Source organism: Streptomyces sp. HP-A2021 (genome assembly GCF_022807935.1).
Lineage (GTDB): Bacteria > Actinomycetota > Actinomycetes > Streptomycetales > Streptomycetaceae > Streptomyces > Streptomyces afghaniensis.
Genome location: NZ_CP094344.1, coordinates 7,416,793 through 7,433,113 on the forward strand (window position 1 = coordinate 7,416,793; position 16,321 = coordinate 7,433,113).

The following is a 16,321-nucleotide window of genomic DNA, read 5'->3' on the forward strand; positions in this document are numbered from 1 at the left end:
GGTCCCGACAACACCTGATGCCGGACAGTGATGTACTCCCCGCCGGGCCCGTCCGGACAAGCGACCGCCCGGGGCGCGTGGCACCCCGGGCGGTCTCTGCCGACGGCGAGCCCGGCTTCCGCCGAGGCCGGCGTCGTCTAGGAGCGGTCGCTCGCGCCCCGTTCCTCGACGGCCAGGCGCTTGGCCCGCACTATGTCGGGGTCGCGCGGGTCGAGGGCGTCGTGCAGCGCGAACGGTTCGTCCGCGTACCGGCGGGCACGGACGGCCCGCCGGGATTTCTCGATCCGCATCCGCTTCATCTGCGCAGCCCTCCGACCCGTGGCCCGCCCGTTTCGCATCGAAACGGCCGGTCCGCACCGACAACCTGTGCCTGCACCGACACGGACTCCGCCCGCCGGACGTCGCCGTGTACCCGTGGGAAGCCTGCATTCCCGCTCCCGGCGTGCCGTAACCCCGGGCGGAGCATGCCGTTGGAAACTGCCCCTCGCAGAGGCCGTGGTCGTGTCCGGCCGTCACGCCGGACTGTCGGTGCTCGCCAGTAGGGTGTGAGACATGGCCGACCCCTCCAGCTACCGCCCCAAACCGGGTGAGATCCCCGACTCGCCGGGGGTCTACAGGTTCCGTGACGAGCACCGCCGGGTGATCTACGTCGGAAAGGCGAAAAGCCTGCGCCAGCGCCTGGCGAACTACTTCCAGGACCTGGCGGGCCTGCACCCGCGCACCCGCTCCATGGTGACCACGGCCGCGTCCGTGGAGTGGACGGTGGTGTCCACGGAGGTCGAGGCGCTCCAGCTGGAGTACTCCTGGATCAAGGAGTACGACCCCCGGTTCAACGTCAAGTACCGCGACGACAAGAGCTACCCGTACCTCGCGGTGACGATGAACGAGGAGTACCCGCGCGTGCAGGTGATGCGCGGTCACAAGAAGAAGGGCGTCCGCTACTTCGGGCCGTACGCGCACGCGTGGGCGATCCGCGACACCGTCGACCTGCTGCTGCGCGTCTTCCCCGTGCGCACCTGCTCGGCCGGCGTCTTCAAGAACGCCGCCCGTACGGGCCGCCCCTGCCTCCTCGGCTACATCGGCAAGTGCTCGGCCCCGTGCGTGGACCGGGTCTCCGCCGAGGAGCACCGCGAACTGGCCGACGAGTTCTGCGACTTCATGACCGGCCGTACGGCCACGTACATCCGCCGCCTGGAGAAGCAGATGGGCGAGGCGGCCGAGGAGATGGAGTACGAGCGGGCGGCCCGGCTGCGCGACGACATCGAGGCCCTGAAGAAGGCCATGGAGAAGAACGCGGTCGTGCTCGCCGACGCGACCGACGCCGACCTGATCGCGGTCGCCGAGGACGAGCTGGAGGCGGCCGTCCAGATCTTCCACGTACGCGGGGGACGCGTGCGCGGCCAGCGCGGCTGGGTCACCGACAAGGTGGAGGAGATCACCACCGGCGCCCTCGTAGAGCACGCCCTGCAGCAGCTGTACGGCGAGGAGACGGGCGACGCTGTTCCCAAGGAGGTCCTCGTCCCGGCCCTGCCCGACCCCGTGGAGCCCGTCCAGGAGTGGCTCGCCGGCCGGCGCGGCTCGGGCGTCTCCCTGCGCGTCCCGCAGCGCGGCGACAAGAAGGCCCTCATGGAGACGGTGCAGCGCAACGCCCAGCAGGCGCTCGTCCTGCACAAGACCAAGCGCGCCTCCGACCTGACCACGCGCTCGCGCGCCCTGGAGGAGATCTCCGACGCCCTCGACCTGGACAGCGCCCCGCTGCGCGTCGAGTGCTACGACATCTCCCACCTCCAGGGCGACGACGTGGTGGCCTCCATGGTCGTCTTCGAGGACGGCCTGGCCCGCAAGAGCGAGTACCGCCGCTTCCAGATCAAGGGCTTCGCCGGGCAGGACGACGTCCGCTCCATGCACGAGGTGATCACCCGCCGCTTCCGCCGCTACCTCGCCGAGAAGGAGAAGACGGGCGAGTGGTCGGACGCCGAGGACGCCGAGGACGCCGAAAACGGCAGGCTCACCAGCACCAGCGCCGGCACCCTCACCGAGGACGACGGTCGCCCCAAGAAGTTCGCCTACCCGCCGCAGCTCGTCGTCGTCGACGGCGGCGCCCCGCAGGTCGCGGCCGCCCAGCGGGCCCTGGACGACCTGGGGATCGACGACATCGCCGTGTGCGGCCTCGCCAAGCGCCTGGAGGAGGTCTGGCTGCCCGGCGACGACGACCCGGTGGTCCTGCCCCGCACCAGCGAGGGCCTGTACCTGCTCCAGCGGGTCCGTGACGAGGCCCACCGCTTCGCGATCAGCTACCAGCGCACCAAGCGGTCCAAGCGCTTCCGGTCCAGCCCTCTGGACGACGTCCCCGGCCTCGGGGACACGCGCAAGCAGGCACTCCTGAAGCACTTCGGTTCGTTGAAGAAACTGCGATCCGCCACCATCGACCAGATCTGCGAGGTTCCCGGCATAGGCCGCAAGACCGCCGAGACCATCGCGGTGGCCCTCGCCCAGGCGCCCCCGGCCGCACCCGCCGTCAACACGGCGACTGGAGAGATCATGGAGGAGGGACCCGGCACCATGGGTTCCAGTGGGGAGCCCGCGACGATGGGTGCCCCGGACGAACGACGGGGGCAGGAGACATGAATGTGAACGAGCACGACGGACAAGAAGAGCAAGCCGGAGACGGAGCACAGGTGAGTACGGGCACGACCAACGACAAGGCCGGAGTCCCGGACGCGGCCATCCCCGAGCTGGTGATCATCTCCGGCATGTCCGGGGCCGGCCGTTCCACGGCCGCGAAGTGCCTGGAGGACCTCGGCTGGTTCGTCGTCGACAACCTGCCGCCCGCGCTGATCCCCACCATGGTGGAGCTCGGCGCCCGCTCCCAGGGAAACGTGGCCCGGATCGCCGTCGTCGTCGACGTCCGCGGCCGCCGGTTCTTCGACAACCTCCGCGAGTCCCTCGCCGACCTGGAGGCGAAGAACGTCACCCGCAGGATCGTCTTCCTGGAGTCCTCCGACGAGGCCCTGGTGCGCCGCTTCGAGTCGGTGCGCCGCCCGCACCCCCTCCAGGGCGACGGCCGCATCGTCGACGGCATCGCGGCCGAGCGCGAACTGCTGCGCGAGCTGCGCGGCGACGCCGACCTGGTGATCGACACCTCCAGCCTCAACGTGCACGAGCTGCGCGCCAAGATGGACGCCCAGTTCGCCGGCGAGGAGGAGCCGGAGCTGCGGGCCACGGTCATGTCCTTCGGCTACAAGTACGGGCTGCCGGTCGACGCCGACCTGGTCGTCGACTGCCGCTTCCTGCCGAACCCGCACTGGGTGCCGGAGCTGCGCCCGTACACGGGCCTCAACGAGGAGGTGTCGGGTTACGTCTTCAACCAGCCCGGCGCCAAGGAGTTCCTCGACCGGTACACGGAGCTCCTGCAGCTCGTCGCCACCGGCTACCGCCGTGAGGGCAAGCGCTACGTGACCATCGCCGTGGGCTGCACGGGCGGCAAGCACCGCTCGGTCGCCATGTCGGAGAAGCTCGCCGCCCGGCTCGCCGCCGAGGGCGTGGAGACGGTGGTCGTACACCGGGACATGGGACGCGAATGACACGACGTACTCCGCGGCTGAGCCGGCTGCGCCGGGTGGTGCCCGACGGCAGCACCGACGGAAAGGGCGGCCGGCCCGCCGAGGCCCGGGGCGGCAGACCCCGCCGCCGGGGCACGCAGCCCAAGGTCGTCGCCCTCGGCGGCGGCATGGGCCTGTCCGCATCGCTCGCCGCCCTGCGCCGGATCACCGGCGACCTCACCGCCGTGGTCACCGTGGCCGACGACGGCGGCTCCAGCGGCCGGCTGCGCGACGAGCTGGGCGTGCTGCCGCCCGGCGACCTGCGCAAGGCACTGGCCGCGCTCTGTGGTGACGACGACTGGGGCCAGACCTGGGCGCGCGTCATCCAGCACCGCTTCCAGTCCAAGGGCGACCTGCACGAGCACGCGGTCGGCAATCTGCTGATCGTCGCCCTGTGGGAGCAGCTCGGTGACCACGTCCAGGCCCTCGACCTGGTCGGACGGCTGCTCGGCGCACAGGGCCGCGTGCTGCCCATGTCCGCCGTCCCGCTGGAGCTCCAGGCCCTGGTCAAGGGCCACGACCCGGCCCGCCCGGACGAGGTGGACACGGTCCGCGGCCAGGCCACCGTCGCCCTCACCCCGGGCGAGGTGCAGTCCGTGCAGGTCGTGCCGCACGACCCGCCGGCCGTGCCCGAGGCGGTCCAGGCCGTCCTGGACGCGGACTGGGTGGTGCTCGGCCCCGGCTCCTGGTTCTCCTCGGTCATCCCGCATCTGCTTGTGCCCGAGCTGCTGGACGCGCTCACGCAGACCAAGGCCCGCCGGGTACTCTCCCTGAACCTCGCCCCGCAGCCCGGAGAAACAGAGGGCTTCTCCCCGCAGCGTCATTTGGAGGTTTTGGGACGACACGCCCCTAAACTCGCCCTGGACGTGGTGCTGGCCGACGAGGCCGCCGTGCCCGACCGCGACTCCCTGACCGATGCCGCCAAGCGGTTCGGGGCCGCGGTCGAGCTGGCGCCGGTGGCCCGGCCCGACGGGACCCCGAGGCATGACCCGGAGCTGTTGGCCGCCGCGTACGACCGTATTTTTCGGATGCATGGAAGGATCGGCCCATGGCGATGACGGCAGCGGTGAAGGACGAGATCTCCCGGCTCCCCGTCACCCGGACCTGCTGCAGAAAGGCGGAGGTCTCCGCCATTCTGCGGTTCGCCGGCGGCCTTCACCTGGTGAGCGGTCGGATCGTGATCGAGGCGGAGCTGGACACGGCGATGGCGGCCCGCCGCCTCAAGCGGGACATCCTGGAGATCTTCGGCCACAGCTCGGAGCTGATCGTGATGGCACCGGGCGGACTGCGCCGCGGCTCGCGCTACGTGGTGCGCGTCGTCGCGGGCGGTGACCAGCTGGCCCGCCAGACCGGCCTGGTCGACGGGCGGGGCCGCCCGATCCGCGGCCTGCCCCCGCAGGTGGTCTCGGGGGCCACCTGCGACGCCGAGGCCGCCTGGCGGGGCGCCTTCCTGGCGCACGGCTCGCTCACCGAGCCCGGCCGCTCCTCCTCGCTGGAGGTGACCTGCCCGGGCCCCGAGGCCGCGCTCGCCCTGGTCGGCGCCGCCCGCCGCCTGTCGATCGCCGCCAAGGCCCGCGAGGTACGCGGCGTGGACCGGGTCGTCGTCCGCGACGGCGACGCGATCGGCGCCCTGCTCACCCGCCTCGGCGCCCACGAGTCGGTGCTGGCCTGGGAGGAGCGCCGGATGCGCCGCGAGGTGCGCGCCACGGCGAACCGGCTCGCCAACTTCGACGACGCCAACCTGCGCCGCTCGGCCCGCGCGGCCGTCGCCGCCGGTGCCCGTGTGCAGCGGGCGCTGGAGATCCTCGGCGAGGACGTCCCCGAGCACCTCGCCGCGGCCGGCCGGCTGCGCATGGAGCACAAGCAGGCCTCCCTGGAGGAGCTGGGCGCGCTCGCCGATCCGCCGCTGACCAAGGACGCCGTCGCCGGCCGGATCCGCCGCCTGCTGGCCATGGCCGACAAGCGCGCCTCCGACCTGGGCATCCCGGGCACGGAGGCCAACCTCTCCGAGGAGCTGGCCGACAATCTCGTAGGCTGATCCCACAGTTCGTCAAGAAGCCGGTGCCGACATCCACTTGGGTGGTCGGCACCGGCTCTTGCGTGTCGTTCGGGCACTCTTGACTCGATCATGGACTGTCATGAGCCTGGCATCTGTTCGCTACTGTGGCGAACCCACGCTAGGGGGGTTCATGAGACGAAGAGCGAGATCGATCCTCGCTGTCGGCGCGCTCCTGATCGGCGGAGCGAGCGTCGCACCCATCGCCCAGGCACAACCGGACAGTTCACCCCCGCCCGACCCGGACGAAGTCAAGGTCTTCCGCGCCGACGTCACCCACGAGCAGGTACCCCTGCTGCTCGCGGCCGGCCAGGACGGCCACGAACTCAGCGAGCAGGTGCCCGAGAAGGGCACGGCCACCATCGAGGTCATCCTGACCGACCAGCAGGCGAAGAAGCTGGCGAAGCAGGGCGTCGACCTCACCGAGCACGAGCTCTCCACCAAGGCGGAAGCCCGTGTGGAGGACGCCGCCGAGGGCGTGTTCCGTCCGTACAGCGGCAAGGGCGGCATCAAGGAGGAGATCCTCAAGGCCGCTCAGGACAACCCCGGCCTCACCAAGGTCGTCTCCATCGGCAAGACGGTCAGGGGCCAGGACATCCTCGCGCTGAAGCTCACCAAGGGCGCCAAGAAGACGAAGGACGGCTCCAAGCCCTCCGTCCTCTACCTGTCCAACCAGCACGCCCGGGAGTGGATCACGCCGGAGATGACCCGGCGCCTGATGCACCACTACCTGGACAACTACAAGAAGGACCGGCGCGTCAAGAAGATCGTCGACTCCACCGAACTGTGGTTCGTCATCTCGGCCAACCCCGACGGCTACGACCACACCCACACCGGTGACGCCAACCGCCTGTGGCGCAAGAACCTGCGGGACGTCAACGGCGACGGCGTCATCGGCACCGGCGACGGCGTCGACCTCAACCGCAACTTCGCCTACAAGTGGGGCTACGACGACGAGGGTTCGTCCCCCAACCCCACCAGCGAGACCTACCGCGGCGCCGGACCGGGCTCGGAGCCGGAGACCAAGGCCCTGGACGCCTTCCAGAAGCGGATCGGCTTCACGTACGGCATCAACTACCACTCCGCCGCCGAACTCATCCTCTACGGGGTCGGCTGGCAGGTGGCCACAGCCACCCCGGACGACGTCGTGTACGAGGCGCTCGCCGGTACGCCCGAGAACCCGGCGGTCCCCGGCTACCACCCGCAGGTCTCCTCCGAGCTGTACACCACCAACGGCGAGGCCGACGGCCACGCGGCGAACGTCAACGGCCTGGCGATGTTCACCCCGGAGATGTCGACCTGTCAGACGGCCTCCAACGCCGACCCGAACGACGAGTGGAAGGCGTCCGACTGCCGGTCGATCTTCACCTTCCCGGACGACGAGAAGCTGATCCAGCAGGAGTTCGCCAAGAACGTCCCGTTCGCGCTCTCCGTCGCCGAGTCCGCCGCCCACCCCGACCGGCCGTCCTCGTCGGTCGGACTGAGCGCCGCCGACTTCACCCCGGCCGGGTTCCCGGTGTCGTACTCCCGCGGCGCCGACCAGGAGGTCTCCGTCGTCGCACGCAAGTCGCTGCGCGACAAGGAGCTGAAGTACCGCGTCAACGGCGGCCGCACCGAGGACATGGCGCTCAAGCCCTGGAAGGGCGGCGAGACCTACGGCGGTGAGGACAACCTCTACTTCGACGAGTACCGGGCGAAGGTGAAGGACGGCGACCCGGGCGACAAGGTCGAGGTGTGGTTCACCGCGGAGACCAGGAACGGCAAGAAGGTCTCCAGCAAGCGCTTCACCTACACCGTGGCCGAGCGGCCCAGGGCGGACACCCTCGTCGTCGCCGAGGAGGGCGCGGCCGCCACGCAGGCACAGAAGTACGTGGACGCCCTCAAGGCCAACGGCCGCAAGGCACTCGTCTGGGACGTCGCCGAGCGCGGGGCACCGGACGCACTGGGCGTGCTGAGCCACTTCGACACCGTCGTCCACTACACGGGCGCCGGTGTCCCCGGCAACGCCACCCAGCTCCAGCTGCGCGCCTTCCTCAACGAGGGCGGCAGGCTGATCGAGGCCGGTGAGCAGGCCGGCGGCAGCGTCGACCTCGGCGGTGGCGTCCTGTCGAACGACTTCAGCCAGTACTACCTGGGCGCCTACAGCCGTACCTCGGCCGCCGGAGCCACCGGCTTCACCGGCTCCGGCGAGCTGGGCGGCTTCACGGGCCCGCTAGCCGCCGCGCCCGGCAACCCCCTGGACAAGGCGGGACGGTACGGCGTCACCTCCGACGAGCTGCCCGCCGACGAGTTCCCGCAGTTCGCGAGCAAGGGCGCCGGACAGTTCGCCGGCGCGGTCAACCCGTACGGCCCGTACGCGGGCTCCTCGATGGCCGCCGCCGTCCACACTGACGACGCCTACAAGCGCCTCACCCGCACCGTGGACCTCACCGGCGTCGCCGCGGCCGACAAGCCCACCCTGCGCACCCAGCTGATGTGGGACACCGAGCCCGGCTACGACAACGTCCTGGTCGAGGCCCACACCGCGGGCGCCGAAGACTGGACGACCCTGCCCGAGGCGGGCGGCGCCACCAAGGCCGCCGTTCCGGCCGAGTGCGGGGGCGGCTTCTACGTCCGTGAGCACCCCTGGCTGAAGCACTACCTGACCCTGTCGGACGACGGCTGCACCGCGACCGGCAGCACCGGCTCGTGGAACAGCCTCACCGGTGCCTCCGGCGGCTGGCAGCGGGTGGACTTCGACCTGAGCGCGTACGCCGGCAAGACGGTCGAGGTCTCGATCAGCTACGTCACCGACCCGGGCACCGGCGGGCACGGCGTCCTCGCCGACGACGCCTCGCTCGTCGTCGGCGGCACGGCGAAGGAGACCGAGGGCTTCGAGACCTCGCTCGGCGCCTGGAAGGCAGCCGGACCGCCCGCGGGCAGCCCGGCCGTCCTCAAGGACTGGACCCGCACCGGGGCCCTGTTCCAGACATACGGCGCGGTGACCACGGACGACACCGTGCTGCTGGGCTTCGGCCTGGAGCACGTCGCCACCGCGGCCGACCGGGCGGCACTGATGAGAAAGGCGCTCGCCTCCCTCGACGTGTGACCGCAGACGTGTGACCCCGCAGGAGCTGGGAACTCTCCGTCAACAGGCACCACACCGTGTAGCGAAATCGAGTGATCTCGCTCTCGGTGACGGGCGGTCCGTACCCCTACTGGCGGGTACGGACCGCCCTGCCGTGTATGGGGCATCTGGATGTCACCACCGCAGCCTCAGGGAGGTAGGGTCGTAGGCGGTCGGGGACATCCCAAACAGAGCTCGCCGGCTCTTCATGGCCGGCGTACCAACGAGGAGATCGGTTCGTGACGATCCGCGTAGGCATCAACGGCTTCGGCCGCATCGGTCGTAACTACTTCCGCGCGCTGCTGGAGCAGGGTGCAGACATCGAGATCGTGGCTGTCAACGACCTGGGTGACACCGCGACCACCGCTCACCTGCTGAAGTACGACACCATCCTCGGCCGCCTCAAGCAGGAGGTCTCGCACACCGAGGACACCATCACCGTCGGCGACAAGACCATCAAGGTCCTCGCCGAGCGCAACCCCGCCGACATCCCGTGGGGCGAGCTGGGCGTCGACATCGTCATCGAGTCGACCGGCATCTTCACCAAGAAGGCCGACGCTGAGAAGCACATCGCCGGCGGCGCGAAGAAGGTCCTCATCTCGGCTCCGGCCAAGGACGAGGACGTCACCATCGTGATGGGCGTCAACCAGGACAGCTACGACCCGGCGAACCACCACGTCATCTCCAACGCCTCCTGCACCACCAACTGTGTGGCGCCGATGGCGAAGGTCCTCGACGAGAACTTCGGCATCGTCAAGGGCCTGATGACGACGGTGCACGCGTACACCAACGACCAGCGCATCCTGGACTTCCCGCACAAGGACCTGCGCCGCGCCCGTGCCGCCTCCGAGAACATCATCCCGACCACCACGGGTGCCGCCAAGGCCACCGCGCTGGTGCTCCCGCAGCTCAAGGGCAAGCTGGACGGCATGGCCATGCGCGTCCCGGTCCCGACCGGTTCGGTCACCGACCTGGTCCTCGAGCTCGGCCGCGAGGTCACCAAGGAAGAGGTCAACGCCGCCTTCCAGAAGGCGGCCGAGGGCGAGCTGAAGGGCATCCTCGAGTACACGGAGGATCCGATCGTCTCGTCCGACATCGTCAACGCCCCGGCGTCCTGCACCTTCGACTCCTCCCTGACCATGGTCCAGGAGGGCAAGAACGTGAAGGTCATCGGCTGGTACGACAACGAGTGGGGCTACTCCAACCGCCTCGTCGACCTGACGGTCTTCGTCGGCAACCAGCTCTGATCCACAGAGCAGGCACGTCCATGTGAGAGCAGGGCTCGGGCAGCGCGAGAATGCGCTGTCCGAGCCCTGACTCACGTACAGATCAGAGCTGTTCGATCACGAGCGCTTACGAGCGATCACGAGCTCTTCCAGGAGTCCCCTCATGAAGACGATCGACGAACTCCTCTCCGAAGGGGTGGCCGGCAAGCGGGTCTTCGTCCGCGCCGACCTGAACGTGCCGCTGGACGGCACCACCATCACCGACGACGGCCGGATCCGCGCCGTGGTGCCCACGGTCAAGGCCCTCGCCGACGCGGGCGCCCGGGTGGTCGTCGCCTCGCACCTGGGCCGCCCCAAGGGCGCCCCGGACCCGGCCTTCTCCCTCGCCCCGGCCGCCGCGCGCCTCGGTGAGATCCTCGGCACGGACGTACGGTTCGCCACCGACACGGTCGGCGAGTCCGCCCGGGCCACCGTCGCCGCCCTCGCCGACGGCCAGGTCGCGGTCGTCGAGAACCTGCGCTTCAACGCCGGTGAGACCAGCAAGGACGACGCCGAGCGCGGCGCCTTCGCCGATCAGCTCGCCGCCCTCGCGGACCTCTACGTCGGCGACGGCTTCGGTGCCGTGCACCGCAAGCACGCCTCCGTCTACGACCTCCCGGCCCGGCTGCCGCACGCCGCCGGCTACCTCATCGCCAAGGAGGTCGCCGTCCTGAAGAAGCTGACGGACGACCTCCAGCGGCCCTACGTCGTCGCCCTCGGCGGCGCCAAGGTCTCCGACAAGCTCGCCGTCATCGACCAGCTGCTCGGCAAGGCCGACCGCATCCTCATCGGCGGCGGCATGGCCTACACCTTCCTCAAGGCCAAGGGCTACGAGGTCGGCGCGTCCCTCCTCCAGGAGGACCAGATCGCGGCCGTCCAGGAGTATGTCGAGCGGGCGGAGAAGACCGGCGTCGAGCTGGTCGTGCCCGTCGACGCCCTGACGGCGACCGAGTTCCCGGACCTGAAGACCAAGGCTGCCGCCCACCCCACGACCGTCGCCGCGGACGCCATCCCGGCCGACCAGATGGGCCTCGACATCGGGCCCGAGACCCGCAAGCTGTACGCGTCCAAGCTCGCCGACGCCGCCACCGTCTTCTGGAACGGACCCATGGGCGTCTTCGAGCACCCCGACTACGCCGAGGGCACCAAGGCGGTCGCCCAGGCCCTCGTCGAATCCAAGGGCTTCACCGTGGTCGGCGGCGGCGACTCCGCCGCCGCCGTGCGCACCCTCGGCTTCGACGAGACGGCATTCGGCCACATCTCGACCGGTGGCGGCGCCTCCCTCGAATACCTCGAGGGCAAGACGCTCCCCGGCCTCGCCGCACTGGAGGACTGACCTAGATGAGCACGCGCACGCCGCTGATGGCGGGCAACTGGAAGATGAACCTCAACCACCTCGAGGCCATCGCCCACGTCCAGAAGCTCGCCTTCGCCCTGGCCGACAAGGACTACGAGGCCGTCGAGGTCGCCGTCCTGCCGCCCTTCACCGACCTGCGCTCCGTACAGACCCTGGTCGACGGCGACAAGCTCAAGATCAAGTACGGCGCCCAGGACATCTCGGCACACGACGGCGGTGCCTACACCGGCGAGATCTCCGGCCCCATGCTGGCCAAGCTGAAGTGCACGTTCGTCGCCATCGGCCACAGCGAGCGCCGCCAGTACCACGCCGAGACCGACGAGCTGGTGAACGCCAAGGTCAAGGCCGCCTACAAGCACGGCCTGACCCCCATCCTGTGCGTCGGCGAGGAACTGGAGGTCCGCGAGGCGGGCAACCACGTCTCCCACACCCTCGCCCAGGTCGAGGGCGGTCTGAAGGACCTCCCCGCCGAGCAGGCCGAGACCGTCGTGATCGCCTACGAGCCCGTCTGGGCCATCGGCACCGGCAAGGTCTGCGGCGCCGAGGACGCCCAGGAGGTCTGCGCGGCGATCCGCGGCAAGATCGCCGAGCTGTACTCGCAGGACCTGGCCGACAAGGTCCGCATCCAGTACGGCGGCTCCGTGAAGTCGGGCAACGTCGCCGAGATCATGGCGCAGGCCGACATCGACGGCGCCCTGGTCGGCGGCGCCTCGCTGGACGCCGACGAATTCGTCAAGATCGTGCGCTTCCGCGACCAGTGAGTATGCGCTAACGGCGATCCGTCGTACCCTTGCGGGGTCCAGCACTGTGCTGGGCCCCGCGTCGTCCATCCGAATCCGAGGAAGTTGGTCCAGCCGTGGTTTTGGGGTTCTCGATCGCCCTGATCGTCTTCAGCCTGCTGATGATGCTGCTGGTGCTGATGCACAAGGGCAAGGGCGGCGGTCTCTCCGACATGTTCGGTGGCGGCATGCAGTCCTCCGTCGGCGGCTCCTCGGTCGCCGAACGCAACCTCGACCGGATCACCGTCGTGGTCGGTCTGCTCTGGTTCGCGTGCATTATCGTGCTCGGCATCCTGATGAAGGTGAACAACTGACCGGCCCGCATCCCGCACGCAATACGTACGCTCGCAATACGTACGTGAGGCCCCATGTTCGGTACGCGCGGCAAAGCGCGGCCTATCATGGGGCTTGCGTCTAGGTGTGAGGGTTGTAACTCCAATCACTGGACGCGCGTTGGGCCTTACGTAGACTGAGGCGCTCGCAGCGAAGCGGAACGCCGACTCGCTTCGCGGCACCATCACGCAGGGAGTTACGACCGTGGCAAGTGGCAACGCGATCCGGGGAAGCCGGGTCGGGGCGGGGCCGATGGGCGAGGCCGAGCGCGGCGAGTCCGCGCCGCGGCTGCGCATCTCCTTCTGGTGCTCCAACGGACACGAGACCCAGCCGAGCTTCGCCAGCGACGCGCAGGTGCCCGAAACCTGGGACTGTCCCCGCTGCGGATTTCCGGCCGGCCAGGACCGGGACAACCCGCCGGACCCGCCGCGCACCGAGCCCTACAAGACGCACCTGGCGTATGTGCGGGAGCGGCGCAGCGACGCGGACGGCGAGGCGATCCTCGCCGAGGCGCTCGCCAAACTGCGGGGCGAGATCTAGGACTTGAGACCGGCCGGGCACCAGCAGGTGCCCGGCCGGAGCTGCATTCCGCAACCCACGGACGGCCGCTCGCGGACCGATTGTCAGTGGTGCCCTCTACGGTTTGTGTATCGGGCGAACCATGAGGGGGAACAGTGGCGACGGTCGAGGTGGGGAGCGTGCGCGCGCCCGCGTGGCGCGGGAGCTTCGGACGGCTGTGGAGCGCCGCCGTGCTGTCCAGTTTCGGTGACGCGCTGCGTACGGCCGCGCTGCCCCTGCTCGCCGTCACGCTGACCGACGAGCCGCTGCTCATCGCCTCCGTGACGGCCTGCGGCTATCTGCCCTGGATCGTCTTCGGGCTGCTCGGCGGGGCCGTCGCCGACCGCGTGGACCAGCGGCGCGCCATGTGGAGGGTGGACGTCTTACGAGGGCTGCTGGTCGCCGCCTTCGCGCTGGCCGTCGCCCTCGGTCATGCCTCGATCGGCCTGCTCATCGTGCTGGCCTTCGCCCTGACCACCCTCCAGACCCTCTTCGACAACGCCGCCACGGCCCTGCTGCCCGCCCTGGTAGACCGGGACGCCCTGGGCAGCGCCAACGCCCGGCTGCTGACCGGCCAGCGCATCGCGGGCGGCCTGCTGGGCGGGCCCGTCGTCCCGTTGCTGCTGGCCGCCGGGGCCGCCGTGCCCTTCGCGGCCGACGCCGTGACCTTCCTGGTGGCCGCCGCGCTGGTGGCCTCACTGCCGGCCGCCGAGCCCGACCGCGAGCCGCGACGATCGGGCAGCACCCTGCGCCGCGAGATCGCGGAAGGGCTGCGCACCCTGTGGCGCGACCGCGCCCTGCGCGGCCTGTGCGCCGCCACCGCCCTGTGCAACATCGGCATGGGCACACAGCTCGCCATGCTGGTCGTCCTCGTCACCGACTGGCTGGAAGCGGGCCCCGCGGGATACGCGGCGGCGGGCGCGGCCTTCACGCTGGGCGGCCTGGCCGGGGGAGTGGTGAACGGCCGGCTGGTCGCGCGCCTCGGCCGGCTGCGGTCCGTGCTGCTCGCCGGCTCGGTGCAGACCGCCGCCCTCGTCGTGATGGGCACCGTGCGCAGCCTGGCCGTGGTGGTGGGCGCGCTGGCCGTCTTCGGGCTCATGGGCATGGTGTGGAACGTCAACACCACGACACTCATGCAGGAGCGCAGCCCCGCCGAGCTCCTGGGCCGGGTCAGCTCGGCCTTCCGGACCCTGGCCTTCGCCGGGGTGCCCCTCGGCGCCCTGCTGGGCGGGGCCGTCGCCACCGCCTGGGGGCCGAACACCCCGCCCCTGCTCACGGCCGCCTTCTTCGTCCTGTCCGTCCTCGCACTGATACCCGCGCTCAAGGTGAACGTAGTTGTTGTCGAGCCGGACGACGGCGCCACGACAGCCGATGTCGCGCGCTGATCAATTACGTTGGGACCGGCAGCGGGGCAAGGTACGCAGGCAGGACAGGAAAGAAGGCTGAAGCCCGAGATGAACGCAGACGGCCGTACCAGGCTCAACCAGACGTCCGAGTGGACGGCACTGGCCAAGCACCGCGAGGAGCTGGGCGACGTCCAGCTGCGCGAGCTGTTCGCCGCCGACTCCGGCCGCGGCACCGCGTACACCCTCCGGGTCGGCGACCTGTACGTCGACTACTCCAAGCACCTCGTCACCGACGACACCCTGAGGCTGCTGCGCGAACTGGCCGCCGCCACCGACGTGTTCGGGCTCCGGGACGCCATGTTCCGCGGCGAGAAGATCAACACCACCGAGGACCGGGCCGTGCTGCACACCGCGCTGCGCGCCCCGCGGGACGCGGTGATCGAGGTCGACGGTGAGAACGTGGTGTCGGGTGTGCACGCGGTCCTCGACAAGATGGCCGACTTCGCGAACCGGGTGCGCTCCGGGGAGTGGACAGGGCACACCGGCAAGCGGATCCGCAACGTCGTCAACGTCGGCATCGGCGGCTCCGACCTGGGTCCCGCGATGGCGTACGAGGTGCTGCGCGCCTTCACCGACCGGGACTTTACGGTCCGCTTCGTGTCGAACGTGGACGGCGCCGACCTGCACGAGGCGGTGCGGGACCTGGACCCGGCGGAAACGCTGTTCGTCATCGCCTCCAAGACCTTCACCACCATCGAGACGGTCACCAACGCCACGTCCGCGCGCGGCTGGCTGCTGGACGCGCTCGATGGGGGTACCTCCCGCTCGAGCGAAGTCGAGAGTGGGGGAGAGGCCGCCGTCGCCAAGCACTTCGTCGCCCTGTCGACGAACGCCGAGAAGGTCGCAGAGTTCGGTATCGACACGGCCAACATGTTCGAGTTCTGGGACTGGGTCGGCGGCCGCTACTCGTACGACTCCGCGATCGGCCTGGCCTTGATGATCGCCATCGGCCCGGACAACTTCCGGGAGATGCTCGACGGCTTCCGGATCGTCGACGAGCACTTCCGGACCGCGCCCGCCGAGTCCAACGTGCCGCTGCTGCTCGGCCTGCTGGGCATCTGGTACGGCAACTTCCACGACGCCCAGTCGCACGCGGTGCTGCCCTACAGCCACTACCTGTCCAAGTTCACCGCCTACCTCCAGCAGCTCGACATGGAGTCCAACGGCAAGTACGTCGGCCGGGACGGGCGTGAGGTGGAGTGGCAGACCGGGCCGGTGGTGTGGGGTACGCCGGGCACCAACGGGCAGCACGCCTACTACCAGCTCATTCACCAGGGCACGAAGCTGATTCCGGCGGACTTCATCGGCTTCGCGCGGCCGGTCGGGGAGCTGGGCGACCGGCTCAAGGCGCAGCACGACCTGCTGATGGCCAACTTCTTCGCCCAGACGCAGGCGCTCGCCTTCGGCAAGACCCCCGAGGAGGTACGGGCCGAGGGTGTGCCGGAGGAGCTGGTGCCGCACAAGACGTTCAAGGGCAACCATCCGACGACCACCATCCTGGCGCCCGAGCTGACGCCGTCCGTGCTCGGCCAGCTGGTCGCCCTCTACGAGCACAAGGTGTTCGTGCAGGGCGCCGTGTGGAACATCGACTCCTTCGACCAGTGGGGCGTGGAGCTGGGCAAGGTCCTCGCCAAGCGCGTCGAGCCCGCACTGACCGAGGGAGCCGAGGTCGAGGGCCTGGACGCGTCCACCAAGGCACTGGTCGCCACGTACCGGGAGCTGCGCGGTCGGCAGTGACGTGCGCCGGGCGGTGGGCGGGCGGCGGCGCGTCGCCCGCCCACCGCCCGGTGGCGTGGCGATTCCACCCGCCGCTCGGCGCGCGCTGTTTCGCTCACCGCCCGGCGGCGCCCCTTCCGCTT

At 70.2% G+C, this 16,321-nt stretch carries 13 protein-coding genes; 12 read left to right on the top strand and 1 reads right to left on the bottom strand.

Annotation, left to right across the window (positions count from 1 at the left end; translation table 11 throughout):
• Window positions 1–137: 137 nt before the first annotated feature.
• Window positions 138–290, bottom strand: a complete 153-nt coding sequence (locus MQE23_RS33495) for a hypothetical protein (RefSeq protein ID WP_167338017.1) — start codon at window positions 288–290, stop codon at window positions 138–140.
• 262 nt (window positions 291–552) lie between these two features.
• On the opposite strand from MQE23_RS33495, the gene uvrC reads away from it, so the two are divergent.
• The 12 genes from uvrC (at window position 553) to pgi (ending at window position 16,199) form a co-directional block, all read left to right on the top strand.
• On the top strand, window positions 553–2,628 hold the full coding sequence (uvrC, locus tag MQE23_RS33500) for an excinuclease ABC subunit UvrC (protein ID WP_243381064.1): 2,076 nt from the start codon (window positions 553–555) through the stop codon (window positions 2,626–2,628).
• Window positions 2,625–3,584: an RNase adapter RapZ gene (gene rapZ / locus MQE23_RS33505; protein WP_020273228.1), complete on the top strand. Its 960-nt coding sequence runs from the start codon at window positions 2,625–2,627 to the stop codon at window positions 3,582–3,584. Before uvrC ends, rapZ begins: the two co-directional genes overlap by 4 nt.
• Window positions 3,581–4,660 (top strand): uridine diphosphate-N-acetylglucosamine-binding protein YvcK, encoded by a 1,080-nt coding sequence (yvcK, locus tag MQE23_RS33510; protein ID WP_037669766.1) that lies wholly within the window; start codon window positions 3,581–3,583, stop codon window positions 4,658–4,660. Before rapZ ends, yvcK begins: the two co-directional genes overlap by 4 nt.
• The gene (gene whiA / locus MQE23_RS33515; RefSeq protein WP_010039680.1) at window positions 4,651–5,640 is read left to right on the top strand and encodes a DNA-binding protein WhiA; all 990 of its coding nucleotides are present in this window, start codon (window positions 4,651–4,653) and stop codon (window positions 5,638–5,640) included. Before yvcK ends, whiA begins: the two co-directional genes overlap by 10 nt.
• Window positions 5,641–5,791: 151 nt before the next feature.
• Window positions 5,792–8,746, top strand: coding sequence for a M14 family metallopeptidase (locus MQE23_RS33520; protein WP_243381065.1), 2,955 nt, complete (start codon window positions 5,792–5,794; stop codon window positions 8,744–8,746).
• A 257-nt stretch (window positions 8,747–9,003) separates the two neighbouring features.
• Window positions 9,004–10,011 carry a type I glyceraldehyde-3-phosphate dehydrogenase gene (gap, locus tag MQE23_RS33525; RefSeq protein WP_020273231.1) on the top strand — a complete coding sequence of 336 codons (1,008 nt, stop codon included), beginning with the start codon at window positions 9,004–9,006 and terminating at the stop codon, window positions 10,009–10,011.
• Between the two features lie 142 nt (window positions 10,012–10,153).
• Window positions 10,154–11,365 carry a phosphoglycerate kinase gene (locus tag MQE23_RS33530; RefSeq protein WP_020273232.1) on the top strand — a complete coding sequence of 404 codons (1,212 nt, stop codon included), beginning with the start codon at window positions 10,154–10,156 and terminating at the stop codon, window positions 11,363–11,365.
• A 5-nt stretch (window positions 11,366–11,370) separates the two neighbouring features.
• Entirely contained in the window at window positions 11,371–12,147 is a 777-nt protein-coding gene (tpiA, locus tag MQE23_RS33535; protein WP_243381067.1) for a triose-phosphate isomerase, read from the top strand.
• A 101-nt stretch (window positions 12,148–12,248) separates the two neighbouring features.
• Window positions 12,249–12,479 carry a preprotein translocase subunit SecG gene (secG, locus tag MQE23_RS33540; protein WP_005477937.1) on the top strand — a complete coding sequence of 77 codons (231 nt, stop codon included), beginning with the start codon at window positions 12,249–12,251 and terminating at the stop codon, window positions 12,477–12,479.
• 223 nt (window positions 12,480–12,702) lie between these two features.
• Window positions 12,703–13,038, top strand: coding sequence for an RNA polymerase-binding protein RbpA (locus MQE23_RS33545; protein WP_003976875.1), 336 nt, complete (start codon window positions 12,703–12,705; stop codon window positions 13,036–13,038).
• A 134-nt stretch (window positions 13,039–13,172) separates the two neighbouring features.
• Window positions 13,173–14,441, top strand: a complete 1,269-nt coding sequence (locus MQE23_RS33550; protein WP_243381068.1) for an MFS transporter — start codon at window positions 13,173–13,175, stop codon at window positions 14,439–14,441.
• Between the two features lie 69 nt (window positions 14,442–14,510).
• Window positions 14,511–16,199, top strand: a complete 1,689-nt coding sequence (gene pgi, locus MQE23_RS33555) for a glucose-6-phosphate isomerase (protein WP_243381070.1) — start codon at window positions 14,511–14,513, stop codon at window positions 16,197–16,199.
• Window positions 16,200–16,321: the final 122 nt, after the last annotated feature.

What these genes read in the sequence shown, in the direction of transcription:
- MQE23_RS33520 (WP_243381065.1), top strand. Translation starts at nt 5,792, where the DNA reads ATGAGACGAAGAGCGAGATCGATCCTCGCTGTCGGCGCGCTCCTGATC.
- tpiA (WP_243381067.1), top strand. Translation starts at nt 11,371, where the DNA reads ATGAGCACGCGCACGCCGCTGATGGCGGGCAACTGGAAGATGAACCTC.
- pgi (WP_243381070.1), top strand. Translation starts at nt 14,511, where the DNA reads ATGAACGCAGACGGCCGTACCAGGCTCAACCAGACGTCCGAGTGGACG.
- uvrC (WP_243381064.1), top strand. Translation starts at nt 553, where the DNA reads ATGGCCGACCCCTCCAGCTACCGCCCCAAACCGGGTGAGATCCCCGAC.
- whiA (WP_010039680.1), top strand. Translation starts at nt 4,651, where the DNA reads ATGGCGATGACGGCAGCGGTGAAGGACGAGATCTCCCGGCTCCCCGTC.
- rapZ (WP_020273228.1), top strand. Translation starts at nt 2,625, where the DNA reads ATGAATGTGAACGAGCACGACGGACAAGAAGAGCAAGCCGGAGACGGA.
- MQE23_RS33530 (WP_020273232.1), top strand. Translation starts at nt 10,154, where the DNA reads ATGAAGACGATCGACGAACTCCTCTCCGAAGGGGTGGCCGGCAAGCGG.
- MQE23_RS33495 (WP_167338017.1), bottom strand. Translation starts at nt 290, where the DNA reads ATGCGGATCGAGAAATCCCGGCGGGCCGTCCGTGCCCGCCGGTACGCG.
- yvcK (WP_037669766.1), top strand. Translation starts at nt 3,581, where the DNA reads ATGACACGACGTACTCCGCGGCTGAGCCGGCTGCGCCGGGTGGTGCCC.